Genomic DNA, 18,223 nt, shown 5'->3' with positions numbered 1-18,223 from the left:
AAATCATCGTTCGAACACCCGGTCGGCCCACGGCTCACGCTGCTGCCAGCCGCGCTGTTCCAGTTCGGGGGTATCGGACGTGTCTGCCGGGTAACCGATGCACAACAGCGCGATCAGCGACCAGGCGGCGGGAACGTCGAGCATGGCATGGACCGCCGGTGGATCAACGATCGACACCCAGCCAAGGCCAAGCCCACGCAGCCGCGCCGCCAGCCACAGATTGTGGATCGCCAGCACGCAGGAATAGCGCAACATTTCGGGCATGGTGGCAATGCCAAGGCCGTGCCCCGCCTCAGGCTGTTCGTCACAGAACACCGCGATCAGTTCGGGCGCCTCACGCAAGCCGTGCAACTTGAGCGACAGGTAGTGATCGTACCGCGCCTGCCCGGCATAGCGCTCTGCCGCATGGGCGCTTTGCCCATCGGCATGCGCGGCCAACGCCTCCCGTATGTCCGGCGTCCGCACGCGCACAAAGCGCCACGGCTGGGCATTACCGACCGATGGCGCCAGCGCGGCGCAGGCCAGCAGCGCGCGCATGTCCGCTTCCGCCACGGCGCGACGGTCGAAATGCCGGACATCGCGCCGCCAGCGCAGCAATTGCGTGAATTGCTCCGCAAACGCCGCGTCGAACAGAGGCGGGGCGTCGCTCAGAACTCGATCCCCGCCTGCGCCTTCACACCCGAACGGAACGGGTGCTTGACCATGGTCATCTCGGTGACGAGGTCGGCCACCTCGATCAGCGCGTCGGGGGCATTGCGGCCCGTGACGATGACGTGCTTCATCGCGTCGCGCGCGGTCAGCACCGCCACCACTTCATCGACCGGCAGATAGTCATACCGCAGCACGATGTTCAACTCGTCTGCCAGCACCATGTGATAGCTGGGGTCGGCCATCATGCGTTTGACCTCGTCCCAACCGGCGCGGGCGGCCGCGATATCGCGCGTGCGATCCTGCGTGTCCCAGGTAAAACCCTCGCCCATCGGCTTGAATTCGACATTGTCGGGAAAGGCATCGAACACGGCCTTTTCGCCGGTCTTCATCGCCCCTTTGACGAACTGGACCACCCCCACTTTCATGCCATGGCCGATGGCGCGGACCACCATGCCCAGCGCCGCGCTGGTCTTGCCCTTGCCCTTGCCGGTGTGGACGATCAGCAGGCCCTGTTCGCGGGTCTTGCTGGCCATGATCTTGGCCTGCGCGGTCTGCTTCTTGCGCATCTTTTCGGCGTGGCGGGCATCGTCGTCTGCAACTTCTACTTGGTTTTCAGGTTCCATCGGCCAATTCCCTTCGCATGAGATAGACATCCATGATCCAGCCATAGCGCGCGCGCAGTTCCGCCCGGCGCAGCGCGATCCGGGGACCTGCTTGCGCCAGCGCGCCCTGTTCCAGCGCCTCATGCGCCATGCCCAGATAAGCGCCCCACCAGATGGTGATGCCCTGCGGCTCCAGCCTCTCGAACGCGCCGCCACTATCGAGCATGACGACAATCGTGTCGGCTCCGGCAGGCCAGCCATGGGCGCGCAGCAGCCGCCCGGTGGTGATCGTCACAGGGCCGGCCAGCGGGTTCAACGGCATGGCATGGGCGGCGGTCAACGCCTGAACGCTGGTGATGCCCGGCACCACCCGCACGGTGATTTCAACGCCCGCGCTGCTCAGCCGATCGGCAATGCGCAAGGTGCTGTCATAAAGCGAGGGGTCGCCCCAGACGAGCAGCGCCAGTGTGCCGCCACGGGGCAAATGTTCGGCGATCCGCGCCTGCCACGCATCCGCGATGGCATCATGCCAAGCATTGACGTCATCCAGATAAGTGGACCCATTACCGCGCACTGGCCCACCTCTTACTGGCAGGTCAAATTCCACAATCCGCGTTGGCCCCGTCAGCACCTGCGCGCAGATCCCCCGGCGCAGGTCGATCAGGTCGGACTTGGCCTGCCCCTTGCGCGGCAACAGGATCAGGTCGGCATGATTCATCGCCGCCACGGCCTGCGCTGTCAGGTGATCGGGGTTGCCAGTGCCGATGCCGATCAGGTGGAGGTCGATCATTGGGCTTCTCGGCACGAAGCGGGCGCGATCATGTGGAAATAGCTGCCGGTGACATTGCCGCGATGCGATCCGCTTTCGGCCACCGCCGCGCCTTCGGCATCGGTCACAAGCGCCAGCGGCGCGTCGCTTTGTTCAACGATGGTGGAATAGTGGAACTCGTGCCCGCGCATCCTGGTCCCGGCGGCAAGGCCCGATATCGGCACCAGCAGTTCGGCATGGCGATAGCCAAGGTGCATCTTGCGCTGGGCATGGCTGGTGACGAGCCCCAGCAGCCCGGCCATCTGGTGCCGCTCACCACTCTTGTCGATCAACCCCTGCCCCAGCACCATATAGCCACCGCATTCGCCGTGAACGGGCCGCGTTTCGGCATGGCGGCGCAGGCCGGACAGGAATGTCGCGGCGGCGGCGATGGTCCCGGCGTGCAGTTCGGGATAGCCGCCAGGCAACCACACCAGATCGGCATGGTCGGCGGGCGCCTGATCCGCCAATGGCGAAAACGGCAGGATCTCCGCCCCGGCGCGCTGCCACCCTTCGAGCAAGTGCGGATAGACGAACGAAAAGGCGGGATCCCGCGCCATGGCAATCCGCTGGGCCGGAGGGGCGGGCAGGTTGCCGCCGTCGGCTTGTGGTGCGGCACCAGCGGCAAGGCGAATAGCGTCAAGATCGACATGGGCGCGCAGGAACGCTGCAAACTCGGCAATCGCGCGATCAAGGTCGGGATGCTCCACCGCCTGAACCAGCCCCAGATGGCGTTCGGGCAGGGTCAGGTCGCCGCGCCTTGGCAGGGCGCCCAGCACCGGAATGCCTACCGCCTCCATGCCCTTGCGCACCAGCCGTTCATGGCGCGGACTGGCCACGCGGTTCAGGATCACCCCGGCAAATGGCAGCCCCGGATCAAGGCTGCTGAACCCCAGTGCGGCGGCGGCGGCGGACTGCGCCTGCCCGGATACGTCCAGCACCAGCACGATCGGCCAGCCCATGCGACGGGCCATGTCGGCGCTGGCACCATTGCCCGACGCACCCTTGATGGCCACGCCGTCAAACAACCCCATCGACCCTTCGGCCAACACCATGTCCGCGCCCGCAGCCTGCCCCGCTATGGCAGCGATCAGATCGCCTTCCATCGCCCAGCTATCGAGGTTGAACGACGACCTGCCACAAGCGGCGCGGTGAAACGCCGGATCGATATAGTCCGGCCCGCTCTTGAACGGCTGCACCGCCAGCCCGTCTTCGGTCAGGGCGCGTAGCAGACCCAGCATCACCGTGGTCTTGCCTGTGCCCGATGCGGGGGCGGCTATCATCAATCCCGGAGTCTGGCGGCGCGCACTCATTCGGCCGCACCGGCAAAGCGTGACGTGGCATCCTGCGGCCGAAAGCGACGGTCATAGCGAGGCGCGTAAAGGCTGCTTTCGACAAAATCCTGCGCTGCCAGCACCCGACCGACAAGGATCAGGGCGGTGCGCTCCATGCTTCCGGCCACGGCCTGCTCGATCGTGTCGAGCGTGGCGCGCACGATCCGTTGATCAGGCCAACTGGCGCGCCAGACCACGGCGACGGGGCAATCCGCGCCATAGGCCGGCGTCAGATCCGCCACCACCTGCGCCAGCTTATGAACCGACAGGTGAATGGCCAGCGTCGCGCCTGTACGTGCGAAATTGGTGAGGCTTTCGGCGGGCGGCATGGTGCTGGCGCGGCCCGGCGTGCGGGTCAGCACCAGCGATTGCGCCAGCGCGGGCAGCGTCAGCTCCGCCTCCAGCGCGGCGGCGGCGGCGGCGAACGCCGGAACACCGGGCGTCACGGTAAAGGGAATGTCGAGCGCGCGCAGGCGGCGCAATTGCTCGCCCATCGCCGACCACACCGACAGATCGCCCGAATGCAACCGCGCCACATCGTGCCCGGCGGCATGAGCGGCGGCGATCTCGGCCATGATCTGATCCAGCTCCAGCGGCGCGGTGTTCACGATCCGGGCGCCCGGCGGGCAATGATCGAGCACGGCGACCGGGATCAGCGACCCGGCATAAAGGCACACCGAACTGCCCGCGATCAGATCGCGTCCGCGCAAAGTGAGAAGATCGGGCGCGCCGGGACCGGCGCCAATGAAGTGGACGGTCATGTCGGGGTTCCCTGAAGGTTGTCACTGACAGCAATGGCGCACGTCGCCATGCGATCGGGGGAGATGTGGCGCGGCCCCAGCAGGCGAGCGCTTGCGCCGGCGGCGGCCATGGCCGATGCCTCTGCCACGCTGCCGACGTGACGAGCGTTCAGGCTGGCGATCGAGCGCGTGGGGGTGGAAACGGCGGCCAGTGCATCGGACGCCACGCCCATCAGCGGCAGGCCCAGCGCTTTGGCCAGAGGGAGCAGCGCCGCGATCTTGTCTTGCGCCGTGGCCAGATGCGTCACCGGCGGTTGCCCCTGCTCCGCCAGCGCGAACGCCGCGCGCAGCGAGGGCAGGCCGACGCCAGACCGAAAGCCGAACCCGGCGACGATCACAGCGTCACGCTCCATTGCACCACCGGATAGCGCGCGCGCCATCCGTGCCGGTTGCCCAGCGGCGCGGCGTCGGCCAGTTCGATACGCAGGAGGCTCCCGCCCTTCTGGCCATGCCACCGGGTCAGCAGCGCTTCCGAATCCAGCGTCACAGCATTGGCCACCAGCCGCGTTCTGGCGGGCAACCGCGCCCATAGCGTTTCAAGCAATGCCTCCGACAATCCCCCGCCGATGAACACCGCATCGGGCAATGGTCCCGGTGGCAAAGTATCCGGCGCGCGTCCGATCACCACGTTCAGCCGGTCAACGCCCAGCGCAGCGGCGTTGGCCCGCACACGGTCTGCGCGCACCGGATCTGCCTCTATCGCACAGGCCCGGTTGGCCGGGTGGGCCAGCAGCCATTCGATCCCGATCGATCCCGATCCCGCGCCAATATCCCACAGCAGTTCACCCGCACACGGAGCCAGCGCCGACAGCGTCAGCGCACGCACCGGGCGCTTGGTGATCTGCCCGTCGGATGCAAACCAGTGGTCCGGTCGGCCCGCCGTCAGCGGCAAGGCGTCACCGTGCCCGGCACACTCGATCCCGACCGCAACCGGATGGGCGATATCGGTAAGGGACAGCGCCTCGGCGGTTACGCCGCGCATCCGTTCGCGTGGGCCGCCCAATGCTTCCATCACATGCAGCATCGAAGGGCCGAACCCCTGCCCGATCAGATAGTCCGCCAACGCGGTCACCGCCTCGCCATCGCGCAACAGCGCCAGGATGCGTTGTTGCGGCGCCAGGTGGGGTCTAAGTCGCTCTAACGGCGCAGCGTGCAGGCCAAGGCAGACCACATCCTGAAGCGCCCAGCCCAATCGCGCGGTGGCCAGTGTGAACGTGGAAGGCGCCGGTATCGCCACCCATTCGCCCGGATCGAGCTGCCGGGTTACGCTGCTCCCCGCCCCGAACCAGAACGGATCGCCCGATGCCAGCATCACCACGCGCTGCCCGCGATGTGGCATCAACAGGGCGATGCCATCGGCAAAGGGTACTGGCCATTCGATCGCGGGGCAGCTAATCGCGGACAGCAGCGACAGATGCCGGGCCGGTCCCATGACCAGTTCCGCCCGCGCCAACGCCGCCCGGCTCGCGGCGGACAGGCCATCCGGCCCGTCCTCGCCGATGCCGATGATCGTCAACCACGCTTGGAGAGCCGCGTCAGCCATGCCGAATGTCCTCCTGCTGGGCGGCACGACCGAGGCCAGCGCTCTGGCCCGATTGCTCGCGGCGCAGGGCATTGCGGCGACGCTCAGCTATGCCGGGCGCACCGAAAACCCCCGCGTTCAGCCGGTGCCAGTGCGCGTCGGCGGGTTCGGCGGGGTGGCGGGGCTGGCCGATTATCTGCGCCACCACCGCGTGACTCATCTGGTGGACGCGACCCACCCCTTTGCCGCGACGATGAGCGGCCATGCCATGGAGGCAGCCCGTCTGGCCGGAGTACCTCATGTGGCGTTGACCCGCCGGGCGTGGCAGCCGGTTGCCGGTGACCGCTGGACCCGCGTTGCCGACATCGACAGCGCGGTCGCCGCGCTGGCAGGCCCGGTCCGCCGCATCATGCTGGCGCTGGGCCGGATGCATGTGGCAGCCTTCGCTGCCCAGCCGCAACATCATTATCTGCTGCGCTTTGTCGATGCGCCAGATCAGCCGCCCTGCTTGCCCCATCACACCCTGATCGTTGATCGCGGGCCGTTCACCGTTACCGGCGACAGCGCGTTGATGCAGGCCCACGCCATCGATCTGGTGGTGTGCAAGAATGCGGGCGGCAGCGGCGCCGATGCCAAGCTGATCGCCGCGCGAAATCTGGGCCTGCCGGTCCTGATGATTGATCGCCCCGCCATTCCGCGCCGGGCCGAATGCTATCGCCCTGAAGATGTGCTGGTGTGGCTGGCTCATGATACCGAACGCGGCGTATAGAAGATGGGGCCAGCCGCACGTTCGATGATCCGCGTCAGGCTCGATCCGACGATGACCATGGTCCGCATGTCGGCCATATTCGCGCGCGCCTGACCCAGCGGTACGATCCGCAATTGCTCGTCGGGCGTCGATACGGCGCGGGCGAACAGGATCGGGCGATCAGAACCGCACACCTCGCGCAGCAGTTCCAGCACGCGTTCGAAACCTTCGGGCCGGGCTTTTGACCTTGGGTTGTAGAAGGCCATGGCAAAGTCCGCCTCCGCCGCCAGCCGCAACCGCTTTTCGATCAAAGCCCACGGCTTGAGATTGTCCGACAGGTTGATCGCGCAAAAATCATGGCCCAGCGGCGCCCCCGCCCGCGCGCTGGCGGCCAGCATCGCGGTAATGCCCGGCAGCACCCGGATGTCGAGATCGCGCCAGTGGGCCGGGCCAGCCTCCAGCGCCTCGAACACGGCGGCGGCCATGGCAAACACGCCGGGATCTCCAGAGGACACCACCACCACGCGCCGCCCCTGCGCCGCCAGTTCCAGCGCATGAGCGGCCCGGTCCAGCTCCACCCGGTTGTCGGACGGATGCAGCGTCAGCCCCTCACGCGGGGCGATCAGGGCGACATAGGGAATATAGCCGATAACATCGCTCGCCCCGGCCAGAGCGGCGGTGACTTCGGGCGTGATCAGCGCCTCATCCCCCGGCCCCAGACCGGCGATGGCGAGCCAGCCGCTCATGGCCCCGGCTCTCATGGCCGGCGCCCCTGGCCATGGATCAGCAGGATCGAGAAATAGGGCGTGACGCTGGTCGCTTCGCTCAACCGGGTGACCCGCTGGCCGGGCATGGCCGCATGTTCGACCAGCCAGGCCGCGTCCTCGCGTCCCGCCGCCGCCACCGCGCGGCGCAGTTTGGGCAGGTTGCGCCCGATCTTCATCACCACCAGCGCATCGGTGTCGCGGATGCGCCGCGCCAGTTCCTCCTCGGGCAGGGTCGCCATCGCGATGGTCAGCACATCATCGCCCCAGGTGATGGGAATGTCGGTCGCATTCCACGCTCCGGCCATGCCGGTGATGCCCGGCACCACCGCCACCGGCACCACGCCCGCCAAACGGCCATGAAGATGCATGAACGAGCCGTAGAAAAACGGATCGCCCTCACACAGCACAACCACATCCTCGCCCGCTTGCGCCAGCGCCAGCAATCGCTGGGTGCATTCGGCATAGAAGGCGGAAAGACAGTCGTTGTAACGGGGATCGGACAGCGGAATTTCGGTCGTCACCGGATATTCCATCGGGATTTCAACCACGCCGGCGCGCAGCATCCCTTCGACAATCCGCCGCGCCTGACCCGGCCGCCCGGCCTTGCGGAAATAGGCCACGTGGCGCGCCCCGCGCACCAGCCGGTCGGCGCGCACGCTCAGCAGATCGGCCGCGCCGGGACCAAGCCCGACGCCGTGTATCGTTCCCGCAGGAATGGTTTCTGGCAGCATGCTCATTCGGCGCGGCTTGCCAGCGCGTTGATCGCGGCGACCGTGATCGCGCTGCCGCCCAGCCGCCCTTCAACGATGCAGCACGGAACCGGCGGGGCGGCCCACAACGCCGCCTTGGATTCGGCTGCGCCGACAAAGCCCACCGGACAGCCGATAATCGCCACAGGGCGCGGGCAATCGGGATCTTCCAGCATATTCAGCAGATGGAACAGCGCGGTTGGCGCATTGCCGATGGCCACCACCGCGCCCGCCAGATGCGGTCGCCACAGTTCCAGCGCGGCGGCGGAACGGGTGTTGCCCATCGCCCGCGCCATGTCCGGTACTGGCGGCGCATTGAGCGTGCAGATGATCGGATTGTTGGCCGACAGGCGTGCGCGGGTGATCCCTTCGGACACCATCCGTGCATCGCACAGCACCGGCGCGCCATCGGCCAGCGCGGCACTAGCCATTTGTGCGAAGCCAGACGAAAAGCGGATATGTGCCGCCAGTTCGACCATCCCGACGGCGTGGATCATGCGGACCGCCACCGGCTCCTCATCGGCCGAAAAGGGCGCCAGATCGGCTTCGGCGCGGATCGTGGCGAAGGACTGGCGATAAATGGCTGCGCCATCGGTTTCATAGATATGGGGCATCAAGTGGTTCCAAATTGGGCAAGAAGGTCGACCGGGCCAAGCGCGCTGCGAACCGCAGGGCCTCCGGCGGGCGCGTTCAGGGAAAGATCGAACAGGCCATCGCGGCCCGTCAGCGTGACATCGGCGGCGCGCGGGCGGGCACAGCCCTTGGCACAGCCCGAAACATGCAGCCGTCCATCGATATGCGGGGCGAGGCGCCGGGCGAGATCGCGGGTTTCGACCGTGGCCTGAGGGCAACACGGCGCGCCCGGACAGGCATCCACATGCAGCAGCGGATCGGCAGGGTCGGTGATCAGGCCATCCACCTGCATGGCAGGCGCGCCTTCTACTACGAGCACCCGCCACGGGGTAATCCGCACCGCCCCGGCAGACGATGCCTCCATAATACCAGCCAGTATCGGCGCCTCTATCCGGCCGAACGGCAGGCCATAAGCCCAGCCCAGATCATGAACGCCGGGCACGATGCGAGCAGCCGACGGCGCGGGCAGAATGTCGCCACAAGCCCATTCGGGCAGGGCAGCCGTGTGCCGGGCCATACGCCCCGCTTCCGCGCCACCGCTGGCCGCAAACCAGTGTGCCAACGCGATCAGGGCGTCCACTTCCCGACCTGCGGCAACCGCGACACCGCCCGGATGGCCATCGGCGCGCAGGATCAGGCCGCCTTTTTCGTCGCACTCGATGCGGAAATCGCCCACCTCGCCGTGCAGGGCGCAGGCCCGACCAGCATCGATAACGAAGCCCAACTTGCCCGGAAGATCGGGCAACTCATCCAGCCGGGTCAGCAACGCGCCCGCAATGCGATGGCTGTCATCACCGACCCGCCAATCCGGCGCGACAAGAATGTTGCGCCGCTGTTCGATGACGGGATCGCTCTCCACCAGATCGAGCGCCAGCAACCGGTCGAGCAGCGTCTGCCAGCCGGTTTCGCGCACCCCGCGAAGCTGGAGATTGGCGCGGGCGGTCATGTCGATCAGGGCATTGCCGTGTACCACGGCGGCATCGCACAGGCCCAGCACTTGCGCGCGGGTTAGGCAGCCAAGCCGGGGTTTTACTCGCACCAGCAACCCGTCGCCCGCCATCATCGGGCGCCATGCATCGGGACACCAGCCTTTCACCACAGGGCTCGTCATGTCCGATCCTCATGGCTGGGCAGACTGGCGAGGATGGAATTGCGCCGGGTCTGCCACAGCCCGGCGGCATGGAGCGCGACAAAGCGGGCTTCCATCGCCGCCAGCGCGCCGGGGTTTTCACGCTCAAGAAAGGCGTGAACATCGGCACACCCCAGCGTCGCATCGTGATAGAGGTCGAACAGATGCGGCGGCACGTTGCCCGCAAGATGGGCAAAGGCGCCCATATGATCCAGCGTCGCGGCCAGTTCCGCGCCCCCGCGAAAACCATGCCGCATCATGCCTGCAATCCAGCCGGGATGCGCGGCACGGGCACGGACCACGCGGGCGATCTCTTCGGTCAGGGTGCGCGCGACGGGATTCAACGGGTCGCGATTATCGAGGTGATAGAACGCTGCCGTCCCGCCAGTCAGCGCCTTGGCAGCGGCAAAGCCCGCCTCATGCGCGGCATAGTCGGCGGCCAGCAGCAGGTCGGTTTCGGGCAAGTCCTGAAGATGGACAAAGGCGTCGGCCCGTTCCACGCGCTGGCGCAGGCCCTCAGGATCGGGCGTGCCCCCGATCGCATCGGAGGCTGCGTCAAACGCATGGTCTGATGCCGCCAGCCATGCCTCACCAGCAGCGTGCCGGGCCGCGTCGGTATAGACCTCGGCCGCGTCGCCAAGGCCAAGGCCAAGGCCATAGCTGCCGGGTGCAGGTCCATAGACGCGCGGGGCCGCTGCCTGCCCCGCAAAGGGGTTCCAGTCCGCCGGTTCGTCCCGCAAAAACAACGCTCGCACCGCCTGTCCGAACAACATGGGCAGCACCGGGAAGGCATCGCGGAACAGGCCTGAAACCCGCAGTGTCACGTCGATGCGCGGCCGGTCCAGCAGCGCCAGCGGCAGAATCTCAACGCCCGTCACCCGTTCGGATGTCATGTCCCACAGCGGTTTTGCGCCCAGCAGGTGCAGCGCCATGGCGAATTCCTCGCCCGCCGTGCGCATCGTGGCCGATCCCCACAGATCGACCACCAGCCCGCGCGGATAATCGCCATGATCCTGCAAATGCCGCCGGATCAGCTCCTCTGCCAATGTCACTCCTTGCGCATGGGCCGCGCGTGAAGGCACCGCCCGCGGGTCTATCGCATAAAGGTTTCGCCCGGTCGGCAGCACATCGCTGCGCCCGCGAAACGGGGAGCCGGAGGGACCGGGAGGAACGCGCCGTCCGTCCAGCGCCGTCAGCAATCCGGCCCGCTCGGCTGCGCCCTGTTCGCCGCGCCCGAACACATGCAGCCCGTCGCCGAACTGGCTTTCCTTGATGTCACAAACAAAGCGGTCGATCCGGGTGATCGCCTCAACCAGCGTGGCCGCGCCATCGAGGCCCAGTTCCGCCTCCAACCCCAGCACGCGCGCTTCCTCGCGGATGCTCGCTTGCAGGCGGTCGCGGCGGGCCGGGTCCAGCCCGTCAGCGTTGGAGAATTCATCGAGCAGCGCCTCGATCCGGGCCAGCCCCACGCCGCTTTTAGTTTGCACCAGTGGCGGCGGGACGTGCCCGATAGTAACCGCGCCGATCCGCCGCTTGGCCTGCGCAGCTTCTCCGGGATCGTTGACGATGAACGGATAGATCACCGGCATCGCGCCGATCAGCGCCTCGGGCCAGCAAGCGCCAGACAGCGCCACCGCCTTACCCGGCAGCCATTCCAGCGTGCCATGCGCGCCAATATGAACCAGTGCGTCCACCCCCCGCGCACGCAGCCACAGATAAAACGCGACATAGGAATGGCGCGGACAGCGGGACAGATCGTGATAGTCCCCATCGCGCCCCGAGCACTCGCCCCGTTCAGGCTGCAACGCCACCAGCACATGGCCGATAGACAGCGCGGCAAAACGAAACGCACCATCGGCGACCGCTGGATCGACGTCCGGTTCGCCCCACGCCGCCCAAAGATCGGCACGCAAAGCTTCGGGCAATGCCGCCAACGCCTTGCGATATTCGATCAGCGACCAGTGCAGATGGTCGCGTTCAAGCTGCACCGCCAGATCGGTCTGGCCATCCGTGGCATATCCCGCTTCTGACAGGTCTGCCAGCATCGCCTCGGTCGAGGCAAGCGCATCCAGCCCAACCGCATGGGCCATCTGGTAAGACTTGCCAGGATAAGTCGACAGGACCAGCGCAACTCGCTGCTCTGCAACCGGCGTTTGCGCCAGCGCAATCCATCCGGCCACCCGCGCGGTGATCGCCTCGATCCGGTCGGGATCGGCGCGATGGACGGTGCGGGCAAAACCAAGAGCGGGATCGCGCGCGCCCGCTTCCTTGAAACTGGCGACGCCTGCAAACACCCGCCCGTCAATCTCGGGCAGCACCACATGCATGGCGAGGTCTGCCGGGGACAGCCCGCGCGAAGCTGCTGCCCAGCCTGCACGCCCGGACGTGGCCAGCGCCAGTTGGAACACCGGCACGCCCGCGCCATCGAGCGGGGTAGTACCGTCCTCACCTCGCGCGGAAAAGGCGGTGGCGTTGATGATGGCCGCCGGGCCAAGATCGCGCGCCCAGCGGTCGACCCGATCGCGCACCTGGGGTGCTTTCAGCGAGGGAACGAAAATCGACAACGCCTCAAAGCCTCGCCCCTCGAACGCAGCATGGAGGGCGGCAAACGGATCCAGATCGTGCGCGGTCAGGTAGGAGCGATAGAATATGATCAGAACCAGTGGCCGTCCGGGATTACGCGCAAAGGTTTCGGGATTGATCACGCCCCGGTCGGGATGCCAGCCTCCTGCCAGCGGCAGCGGCGCGCAATTTTGGGCGGGTGCATCGATCAGCCCCGCCAGTCGGGACAGCGCGGCAAGCGCCGCCTGTGCCGCCTGTGCGCCGCCCGCATCGCACCACTGCGCAAGTTCGCGCAGCGCGGACACCGGCACGGTCGAAGCCGCATCCAGCCGTGCGTCCTCAAAGCCGTCGCCGGGCAGCACTGCCAGCGCGATTCCGCGCGACCGGGCCAGCGCCCCGACCTGTTGCAGCCCATAGCTCCAATAGGGCGTGCCGCCGATCAGCCGGATCAGAATCGCCTTGGCGCCCGACAGCGTACGCTCGACATACGTGTCGACCGACAGGGGATGCATCAGCGCCGCCAGATTGGCGAGCCGCAGCGAAGGAAATACAGCATTGCCCCCGCGGGCCTGATGCCAGGCTGCCGCGAATGCACCCAGGTCGCTGTCCGAAAAGGACAGGACCACCATATCCGCAGGCTCCTGCCCCAGATCCTGCGGGACGGCAGTTTCTTCCATCCCGTGCGTTTCGCGGAAAATGACGTGCATGGCCCGCGCTTAGCCCTGCAAGACCGCGCGAATGGCGTCGGCGTCGATATGATCATGCTCAGCAATGGCAACCAGCGTGGTGCGGCGCGGCTCGTCTGGGCGCCATGGGCGGTCGTACTGGTGCCGCACCCGCGCGCCCACCGCCTGCACCAGCAGCCGCATCGGCTTGCCCGCCACTGCCGCATAGCCCTTTACGCGCAGGATATGGTGATCGCGCGCCAGCGTTTCGATCCGCGTGACCAGCGCCGCCCGATCGGCGATCTCGCCCCATTCGACCACGATGCTGTCAAAATCATCATGCTCGTGGTCGTCCTCACCATCGTGGTGCGACGGGCGCGCGGCGATGTCGTCCTCAGCGGCGGCATCAAGCCCCAGGATGATACGCGGATCGACCACGCCTTCGGTCAGTTCGATGACCGGCACCGCGCGGTCAATCGCGGCGGCGATGATGGCGCGCGCCGCGGCAACGCCTTGGGGTCCGGCCAGATCGGCCTTGGTCAGCAGGATCATGTCAGCGCAGGCAAGCTGATCCTCGAACACTTCCGACAGCGGCGTTTCGTGATCAATGCTCGAATCGGCAGCGCGCTGCGCATCGAGCGCGGCCACGTCGGGCGCAAACCGCCCTGCCGCAACAGCTTCGGCATCGGCCAGCGCCAGCACGCCGTCCACGGTTATCCGGCTGCGGATCGCGGGCCAGTCGAATGCCTTGAGCAGGGGCTTAGGCAGCGCCAGTCCGGATGTTTCGATCAGGATGTGATCGGGGCGCGGATCGAGCGCCAGCAGCTTCTCGACCGTGGGGATGAAATCGTCCGCCACGGTGCAGCAGATGCAGCCATTGGCCAGCTCGACGATGTTTTCCGCCGGGCAATCAGGAATCGCGCAGGATTGCAGAATGTCGCCATCCACACCCAGCGTGCCGAATTCGTTGACCACCACCGCCAGCCTGCGCCCACCGGCATTGCGAATCAGGTGGCTGATGAGCGTGGTTTTCCCCGCGCCCAGAAAGCCCGTAATGATCGTGACCGGCACCTTTGACAGGTCGGACATGGTAACTTCTCCGTGCGCCAGAGCGAGACACGGCGGGGCTTGCCGGACAAGTCCAGTCGGCGCGCGACGACGGGCGGGCGCGACAAAGCACCCGTTACCACGCAACCCGTGCAGCCCCAGCCACACAGCTTCGTCGCTCAGACGGAGAGTTACCGTGCCGTGACCATCCCCTGGATCAGGCAAGAGCGACCGGTGCGCCGGCAGGTCTCCTGGCTCGCGGGTCACAGCTTGATGCACGCCTTCCCAGACTTGGCGCAACGCGCCGTCCAGTGGCTGCTCCTGACTTCAGGAGCATGTGCATCGCGCTATCCGCTTACAGTTGCAGGGACAGCCACGGATTTGGGAGCACGCTCCCGCACCGCATTCCCGATTAAGCCCCTTGCGGGGCACCGGCGCGATCATCGAAGGGCGAGTTACCCCGTCCCTTCGCCGCGCGCTTTAGACGAAAATGCCAGCCAAGCCAATGATGATGTTGTTCCTTTGTCGTCTTGGCGCCACCGCCATATTTCGGCAGGGTTGGCGGCCAGATACTCGATCGCATCGCAAGGATAGGTCCAGAGCGTTATCTCGGTTGTGCCTCTTTTGATTCTGGATGTTCCCGATCGGGCCAAGCGGCCAACCTTGGGCCACCGTATCCGCTCGCGGGACGTGATACCGAGAATATCCTCGACCTGTCGTTGACTGACAGGCTTGCACGCTATCCGAAAAAGCCGTTTCCGTATGGCATCGACGAGATCTTCCGCAGCCTGCCTTGAATTCGGATCAAAGACACAACTTTTTCTGGATTTAACAAATGTAGCCATCAGCATCCGGATCGCCGCATCGCGCTCGCCGCGATGTACGCGAAGCCCAATCGGCATTCGGACATCAAGATCGATTGAGACGGTGCAGGAGTGGTCATCGTGGCTGAGTATGACGCAACGATTCACGCAGTGACGGTCAGGCAACGACCGAAACCTCGATTTCATCGAACCGCTTCCAGCGATAGATCGCGTAACTCGCCAGCCAACAGAACACGAAAAGTCCGATGATGGCGAAGCCCAGGCCATTGAAATTTTCGCCCAGTTCAACGGCGACCCGCCATGGCGCACCCGTAAGGGCCAGTTTGTCGCCAATCAGGGCCAGCGTTTCGATTCCACCAATGACAATCGCCACGATGGCCGAGATCAGGGTGATGGTGATGTTGTAGTAGAGCTTGCGGATCGGCTTCACGAAGGCCCATTCATAAGCGCCCAACATCACCACGCCGTCCGCCGTATCGATGAGGGCCATACCGACCGCGAACAGGGCAGGCAGGACCAGAATTGTCCCGATCGACAGGCCATCGGCGGCCTGGCTGGCGGACATGCCCAGAATGGCAACTTCGGTTGCGGTATCGAACCCAAGCCCGAACAGAAACCCCAGCGGGGCCATATGCCAGCTTTTGTTCACGAGGCGGAACATCGGCCTGAACAGTCTGGAAAGCAGACCGCGCCCACCCAATAACAGATCAAGATCGTCCTCGGCATAGCTGCCGCCTGCACGAACATGCGCAAAAGTCCGCCAGACAGAGCGCAGGATGACGAGGTTCATGCCGGCGATCGTGAACAGGAAAAGCGCGGAAATCACGGTTGCAATCACGCCGCCGATTTCCTTGAAGGCGCCGAACTGCGACAGCGCGCTGGCCGTCACCGCAATGATGATCGATGCTATGGCAATGATCCCGGAATGCCCGATCGCGAACCAGAATCCGACCGAGACCGGGCGCTGCCCGTCCTGCATGAGCTTGCGGGTCACATTGTCGATGGCCGCAATATGATCGGCATCAACCGCGTGACGCAGGCCCAGCCCCCAGGCAAGCATGGCGGTGCCGAGCATCAACGGCTGTGCATGAAACAGGCTGAATGCCCAGACCCAGACGCCAATGTTGGCGGCGATCAATCCGGCAAACAAGGCGCCAATTCGTCGGCGCAGAGACAGGGACGGCAGTGTCTTCGTGAGGGGCATGATTGGCTCGGCGATTGAGGAATGAACAAACGAAGGGCGGTGGCGCAGACGTGCTGCTGCTCCGCCCATCAAGGGATTTCGCTAGAAGTTGACCTTTGCGCCAATCCTCACGGTTCGAGGCTCGACCACGCGGCTCAACCGGCCTTCCACCGGAGCAGCTGCATCGAAGGCGGGGATGTAGGACTCGTAATAATAGGCGATGTCCTTGTCCCGGCTGTCGAAGATGTTCAGCACTTCGCCAAATATCTCGACCTTCTTGCCTTTCCACGCGGCCCGGGCATTTATGACGGTGCTGCCCCGATCCCGGACACTGTTATCCTCGACAAGCGGAGAAGGTCCAAGGTAGCGCACCCGAATGCTGGCTTCCCAAGGATCAAGAACGATGGCGGCACCGGCTGAAGCCGCGTTCTCAAATGCATTGGGGATGTGATCGCCATTGTCGAAGCGCGCATGGCTGGCGGTATAGTTTCCATCAAGCGCAAGCCAAGGGAACGGCCGCCAGAAGGCGACGATTTCATAGCCATGACGACCACTGGCACCCGACGGTTCAACAGCATTGGAATCGCCAATGAAACGTAGTTCGCTGCCGACATGCAGCCACCAGTAAGTCGCGGTTAACGTGACCCCGGAGAATTGAATGCGTCCTCCCAGTTCCTTGCCGATGCCGGGAACCAGAACGGGAACAGGCGTGTCCGTGTTGACCGCACCTCGAACGTCGTTGGAATGGAATCCACGGCCCCAGTTGGCGTAAAGTTCAAGATGCGGCGTAACCCGATAGGCGATTGATGCCTTGGAAGAGAGAAGCGACGCTGAGCCACTGCCTTCGCCCAGCGACGCCGCAACTGCATCTCGTGCACGCACGGAATAGTGATAATAGTCCCCGCGAAGACCACCTGTCACACGCAGTCCAGCCAAGGGCTTCCAAGCGACTTCGCCGTAGAGCGCGGAAGACAATTCCCCGACTCGATAGTGCCCGAGAGATTGAAGAAATGCGCGGGCAGCGGTTCGATCGACACCAACATCCCCGACGGCGTCGTATCTGTTTTCGGTGCCAAGGCTCACAGCCAGACTGTCAGCGATTTCCCAATGTTTTTGTGCGGATAGCCCAAGGACCCAACGCCGGTCGAATTGCTTGATCTGCGCGCTTGTGCCATCCGGATCGGTGTAAGTGGGGTTCGAGAACATCGACCAGTCGTAAAACTGGGCATAGACATTGGCGCGCCATGTCGGTTTCTTGACCGCGATGTTAGCCACCAGGCGCGTCGTCTCACCCCGCGCGGAAGGATCTGGAGAGCAGAACACATCCGCACACAATGCCGTGCCGATAATGCGCTCGGGGATTTGCTCGGTTGGGTGCCATGTTGCCCGGTAGGCATGGAGCGACGCCTCCAATGCGCCCGCACCGGACGGCTTGCTATATTTCGCGAACCCCGAGTAATGGCGCAGACGTTCTGGTTCCTGCCATGGTCCGTCATAGGTCTTGGCCTGGGCGACAAGTGTGAGGTCGCCGGCGCCCAGATCATGCAATGTTCCGCCTGCTGCAACGCGGCGCCAACCATAGGAACCCGTCTCGGCCGATGCCCATGGCCGGTCATAACCCCTGATGGTTGTCATATAGGCTGCGCCCGCCAAAGCGAAATCACCACCATCGGCGCGATAGGGCCCTTTGCGAAAATCCTCCTGGCCCACGATTTCGGGGATCAGGCCATTGAGGTCGAGATAGCCATGACCATGTCCATGGGTGCGAAAATTCATCTGCACGTCATCGATATAGGTGGTGAAATCAGACCCATGGTCGAGGTTGAAACCGCGTAGGAAATACTGGTTGGCTTTGCCGCTCCCCGAATGCTGGGCGGCAACCAGCCCGGGGACCGCTTCGAGCAGTTCGGCCACGCGCAAAAGAGGCCGCACAAGGAGATCGGCCCCGCCAACGCCTCCTTCGCTCGCTGATTTGGCGATGCCGATCATGGCCTCACCTCGACCGAAAACCACAATGTCCTTGCCTGCCACGACGGCATTCACGCTTGTTTGCGTTTCGCTGTCAGAAGTTTCGGCAAATGCCGACGTACCGAAACAGAGCAGTGCAAGAGCGCTGCTGGTAGTAATGGTCTTGATCACGAAATAGTCCCCCGGCGTCTTGCGACGTGGCCGGGGCAAACCCGCGCGAACGGGCGACAC

17 protein-coding genes and 1 riboswitch are annotated in these 18,223 nt (G+C 65.2%); of the genes, 1 reads left to right on the top strand and 16 read right to left on the bottom strand.

The genetic code is table 11. The features are described 5' to 3' along the window. Window positions 1-3: 3 nt before the first annotated feature. The 7 genes from bluB to cbiE are packed head-to-tail and all read right to left on the bottom strand — an operon-like array spanning window position 4 to window position 5,738. On the bottom strand, window positions 4-651 hold the full coding sequence (gene bluB, locus ACODSR_RS16615; RefSeq protein WP_489077764.1) for a 5,6-dimethylbenzimidazole synthase: 648 nt from the start codon (window positions 649-651) through the stop codon (window positions 4-6). Next, entirely contained in the window at window positions 648-1,274 is a 627-nt protein-coding gene (gene cobO / locus ACODSR_RS16610) for a cob(I)yrinic acid a,c-diamide adenosyltransferase (protein ID WP_489077742.1), read from the bottom strand. Before cobO ends, bluB begins: the two co-directional genes overlap by 4 nt. After that, a complete protein-coding gene (gene cobF, locus ACODSR_RS16605) occupies window positions 1,264-2,043 on the bottom strand; it encodes a precorrin-6A synthase (deacetylating) (RefSeq protein WP_489077741.1) in 780 nt (259 codons plus the stop codon). The genes cobO and cobF overlap by 11 nt, the downstream gene beginning before the upstream one ends. Beyond that, a complete protein-coding gene (locus tag ACODSR_RS16600; protein WP_489077740.1) occupies window positions 2,040-3,374 on the bottom strand; it encodes a cobyrinic acid a,c-diamide synthase CobB in 1,335 nt (444 codons plus the stop codon). The genes cobF and ACODSR_RS16600 overlap by 4 nt, the downstream gene beginning before the upstream one ends. Continuing rightward, window positions 3,371-4,156 carry a precorrin-4 C(11)-methyltransferase gene (gene cobM / locus ACODSR_RS16595; protein ID WP_489077739.1) on the bottom strand — a complete coding sequence of 262 codons (786 nt, stop codon included), beginning with the start codon at window positions 4,154-4,156 and terminating at the stop codon, window positions 3,371-3,373. Before cobM ends, ACODSR_RS16600 begins: the two co-directional genes overlap by 4 nt. Continuing rightward, complete coding sequence (locus ACODSR_RS16590) at window positions 4,153-4,533, bottom strand: cobalamin biosynthesis protein (RefSeq protein ID WP_489077763.1); 381 nt, start codon at window positions 4,531-4,533, stop codon at window positions 4,153-4,155. Before ACODSR_RS16590 ends, cobM begins: the two co-directional genes overlap by 4 nt. Further along, window positions 4,530-5,738, bottom strand: coding sequence for a precorrin-6y C5,15-methyltransferase (decarboxylating) subunit CbiE (gene cbiE, locus ACODSR_RS16585; protein WP_489077738.1), 1,209 nt, complete (start codon window positions 5,736-5,738; stop codon window positions 4,530-4,532). Before cbiE ends, ACODSR_RS16590 begins: the two co-directional genes overlap by 4 nt. Between cbiE and ACODSR_RS16580 the strand changes: the two genes are divergently transcribed. Further along, window positions 5,737-6,486, top strand: coding sequence for a cobalt-precorrin-6A reductase (locus tag ACODSR_RS16580; protein ID WP_489077737.1), 750 nt, complete (start codon window positions 5,737-5,739; stop codon window positions 6,484-6,486). The genes cbiE and ACODSR_RS16580 overlap by 2 nt on opposite strands. On the opposite strand, the gene cobJ is transcribed toward ACODSR_RS16580, so the two are convergent. The 9 genes from cobJ to ACODSR_RS16535 form a co-directional block, all read right to left on the bottom strand. Next, window positions 6,462-7,211, bottom strand: a complete 750-nt coding sequence (gene cobJ / locus ACODSR_RS16575) for a precorrin-3B C(17)-methyltransferase (protein ID WP_489077736.1) — start codon at window positions 7,209-7,211, stop codon at window positions 6,462-6,464. The two genes, ACODSR_RS16580 and cobJ, sit on opposite strands and share 25 nt — an antisense overlap. An 11-nt stretch (window positions 7,212-7,222) precedes the next feature. Next, window positions 7,223-7,969 (bottom strand): precorrin-2 C(20)-methyltransferase, encoded by a 747-nt coding sequence (cobI, locus tag ACODSR_RS16570; protein ID WP_489077735.1) that lies wholly within the window; start codon window positions 7,967-7,969, stop codon window positions 7,223-7,225. Then, window positions 7,966-8,595, bottom strand: coding sequence for a precorrin-8X methylmutase (locus ACODSR_RS16565; RefSeq protein WP_489077734.1), 630 nt, complete (start codon window positions 8,593-8,595; stop codon window positions 7,966-7,968). Before ACODSR_RS16565 ends, cobI begins: the two co-directional genes overlap by 4 nt. After that, window positions 8,595-9,725, bottom strand: coding sequence for a cobalamin biosynthesis protein CobG (locus ACODSR_RS16560; protein WP_489077733.1), 1,131 nt, complete (start codon window positions 9,723-9,725; stop codon window positions 8,595-8,597). The genes ACODSR_RS16565 and ACODSR_RS16560 overlap by 1 nt, the downstream gene beginning before the upstream one ends. After that, complete coding sequence (gene cobN / locus ACODSR_RS16555) at window positions 9,722-13,012, bottom strand: cobaltochelatase subunit CobN (RefSeq protein WP_489077732.1); 3,291 nt, start codon at window positions 13,010-13,012, stop codon at window positions 9,722-9,724. Before cobN ends, ACODSR_RS16560 begins: the two co-directional genes overlap by 4 nt. Window positions 13,013-13,021: 9 nt before the next feature. Beyond that, window positions 13,022-14,059, bottom strand: a complete 1,038-nt coding sequence (cobW, locus tag ACODSR_RS16550) for a cobalamin biosynthesis protein CobW (RefSeq protein WP_489077731.1) — start codon at window positions 14,057-14,059, stop codon at window positions 13,022-13,024. Between the two features lie 182 nt (window positions 14,060-14,241). Further along, window positions 14,242-14,468, bottom strand: a riboswitch (cobalamin riboswitch). A gap of 4 nt (window positions 14,469-14,472) precedes the next feature. Continuing rightward, on the bottom strand, window positions 14,473-14,919 hold the full coding sequence (locus tag ACODSR_RS16545) for a hypothetical protein (RefSeq protein ID WP_489077730.1): 447 nt from the start codon (window positions 14,917-14,919) through the stop codon (window positions 14,473-14,475). 79 nt (window positions 14,920-14,998) lie between these two features. Continuing rightward, window positions 14,999-16,045: a HoxN/HupN/NixA family nickel/cobalt transporter gene (locus tag ACODSR_RS16540; RefSeq protein WP_489077762.1), complete on the bottom strand. Its 1,047-nt coding sequence runs from the start codon at window positions 16,043-16,045 to the stop codon at window positions 14,999-15,001. 81 nt (window positions 16,046-16,126) lie between these two features. Further along, window positions 16,127-18,163: a TonB-dependent receptor gene (locus ACODSR_RS16535; RefSeq protein ID WP_489077729.1), complete on the bottom strand. Its 2,037-nt coding sequence runs from the start codon at window positions 18,161-18,163 to the stop codon at window positions 16,127-16,129. Window positions 18,164-18,223 lie beyond the last annotated feature (60 nt).

The organism is Sphingobium sp. FG125, assembly GCF_057809795.1.
Note: the sequence above shows the minus strand (reverse complement) of the source record. Positions and strands in the feature narration are given on the sequence as shown.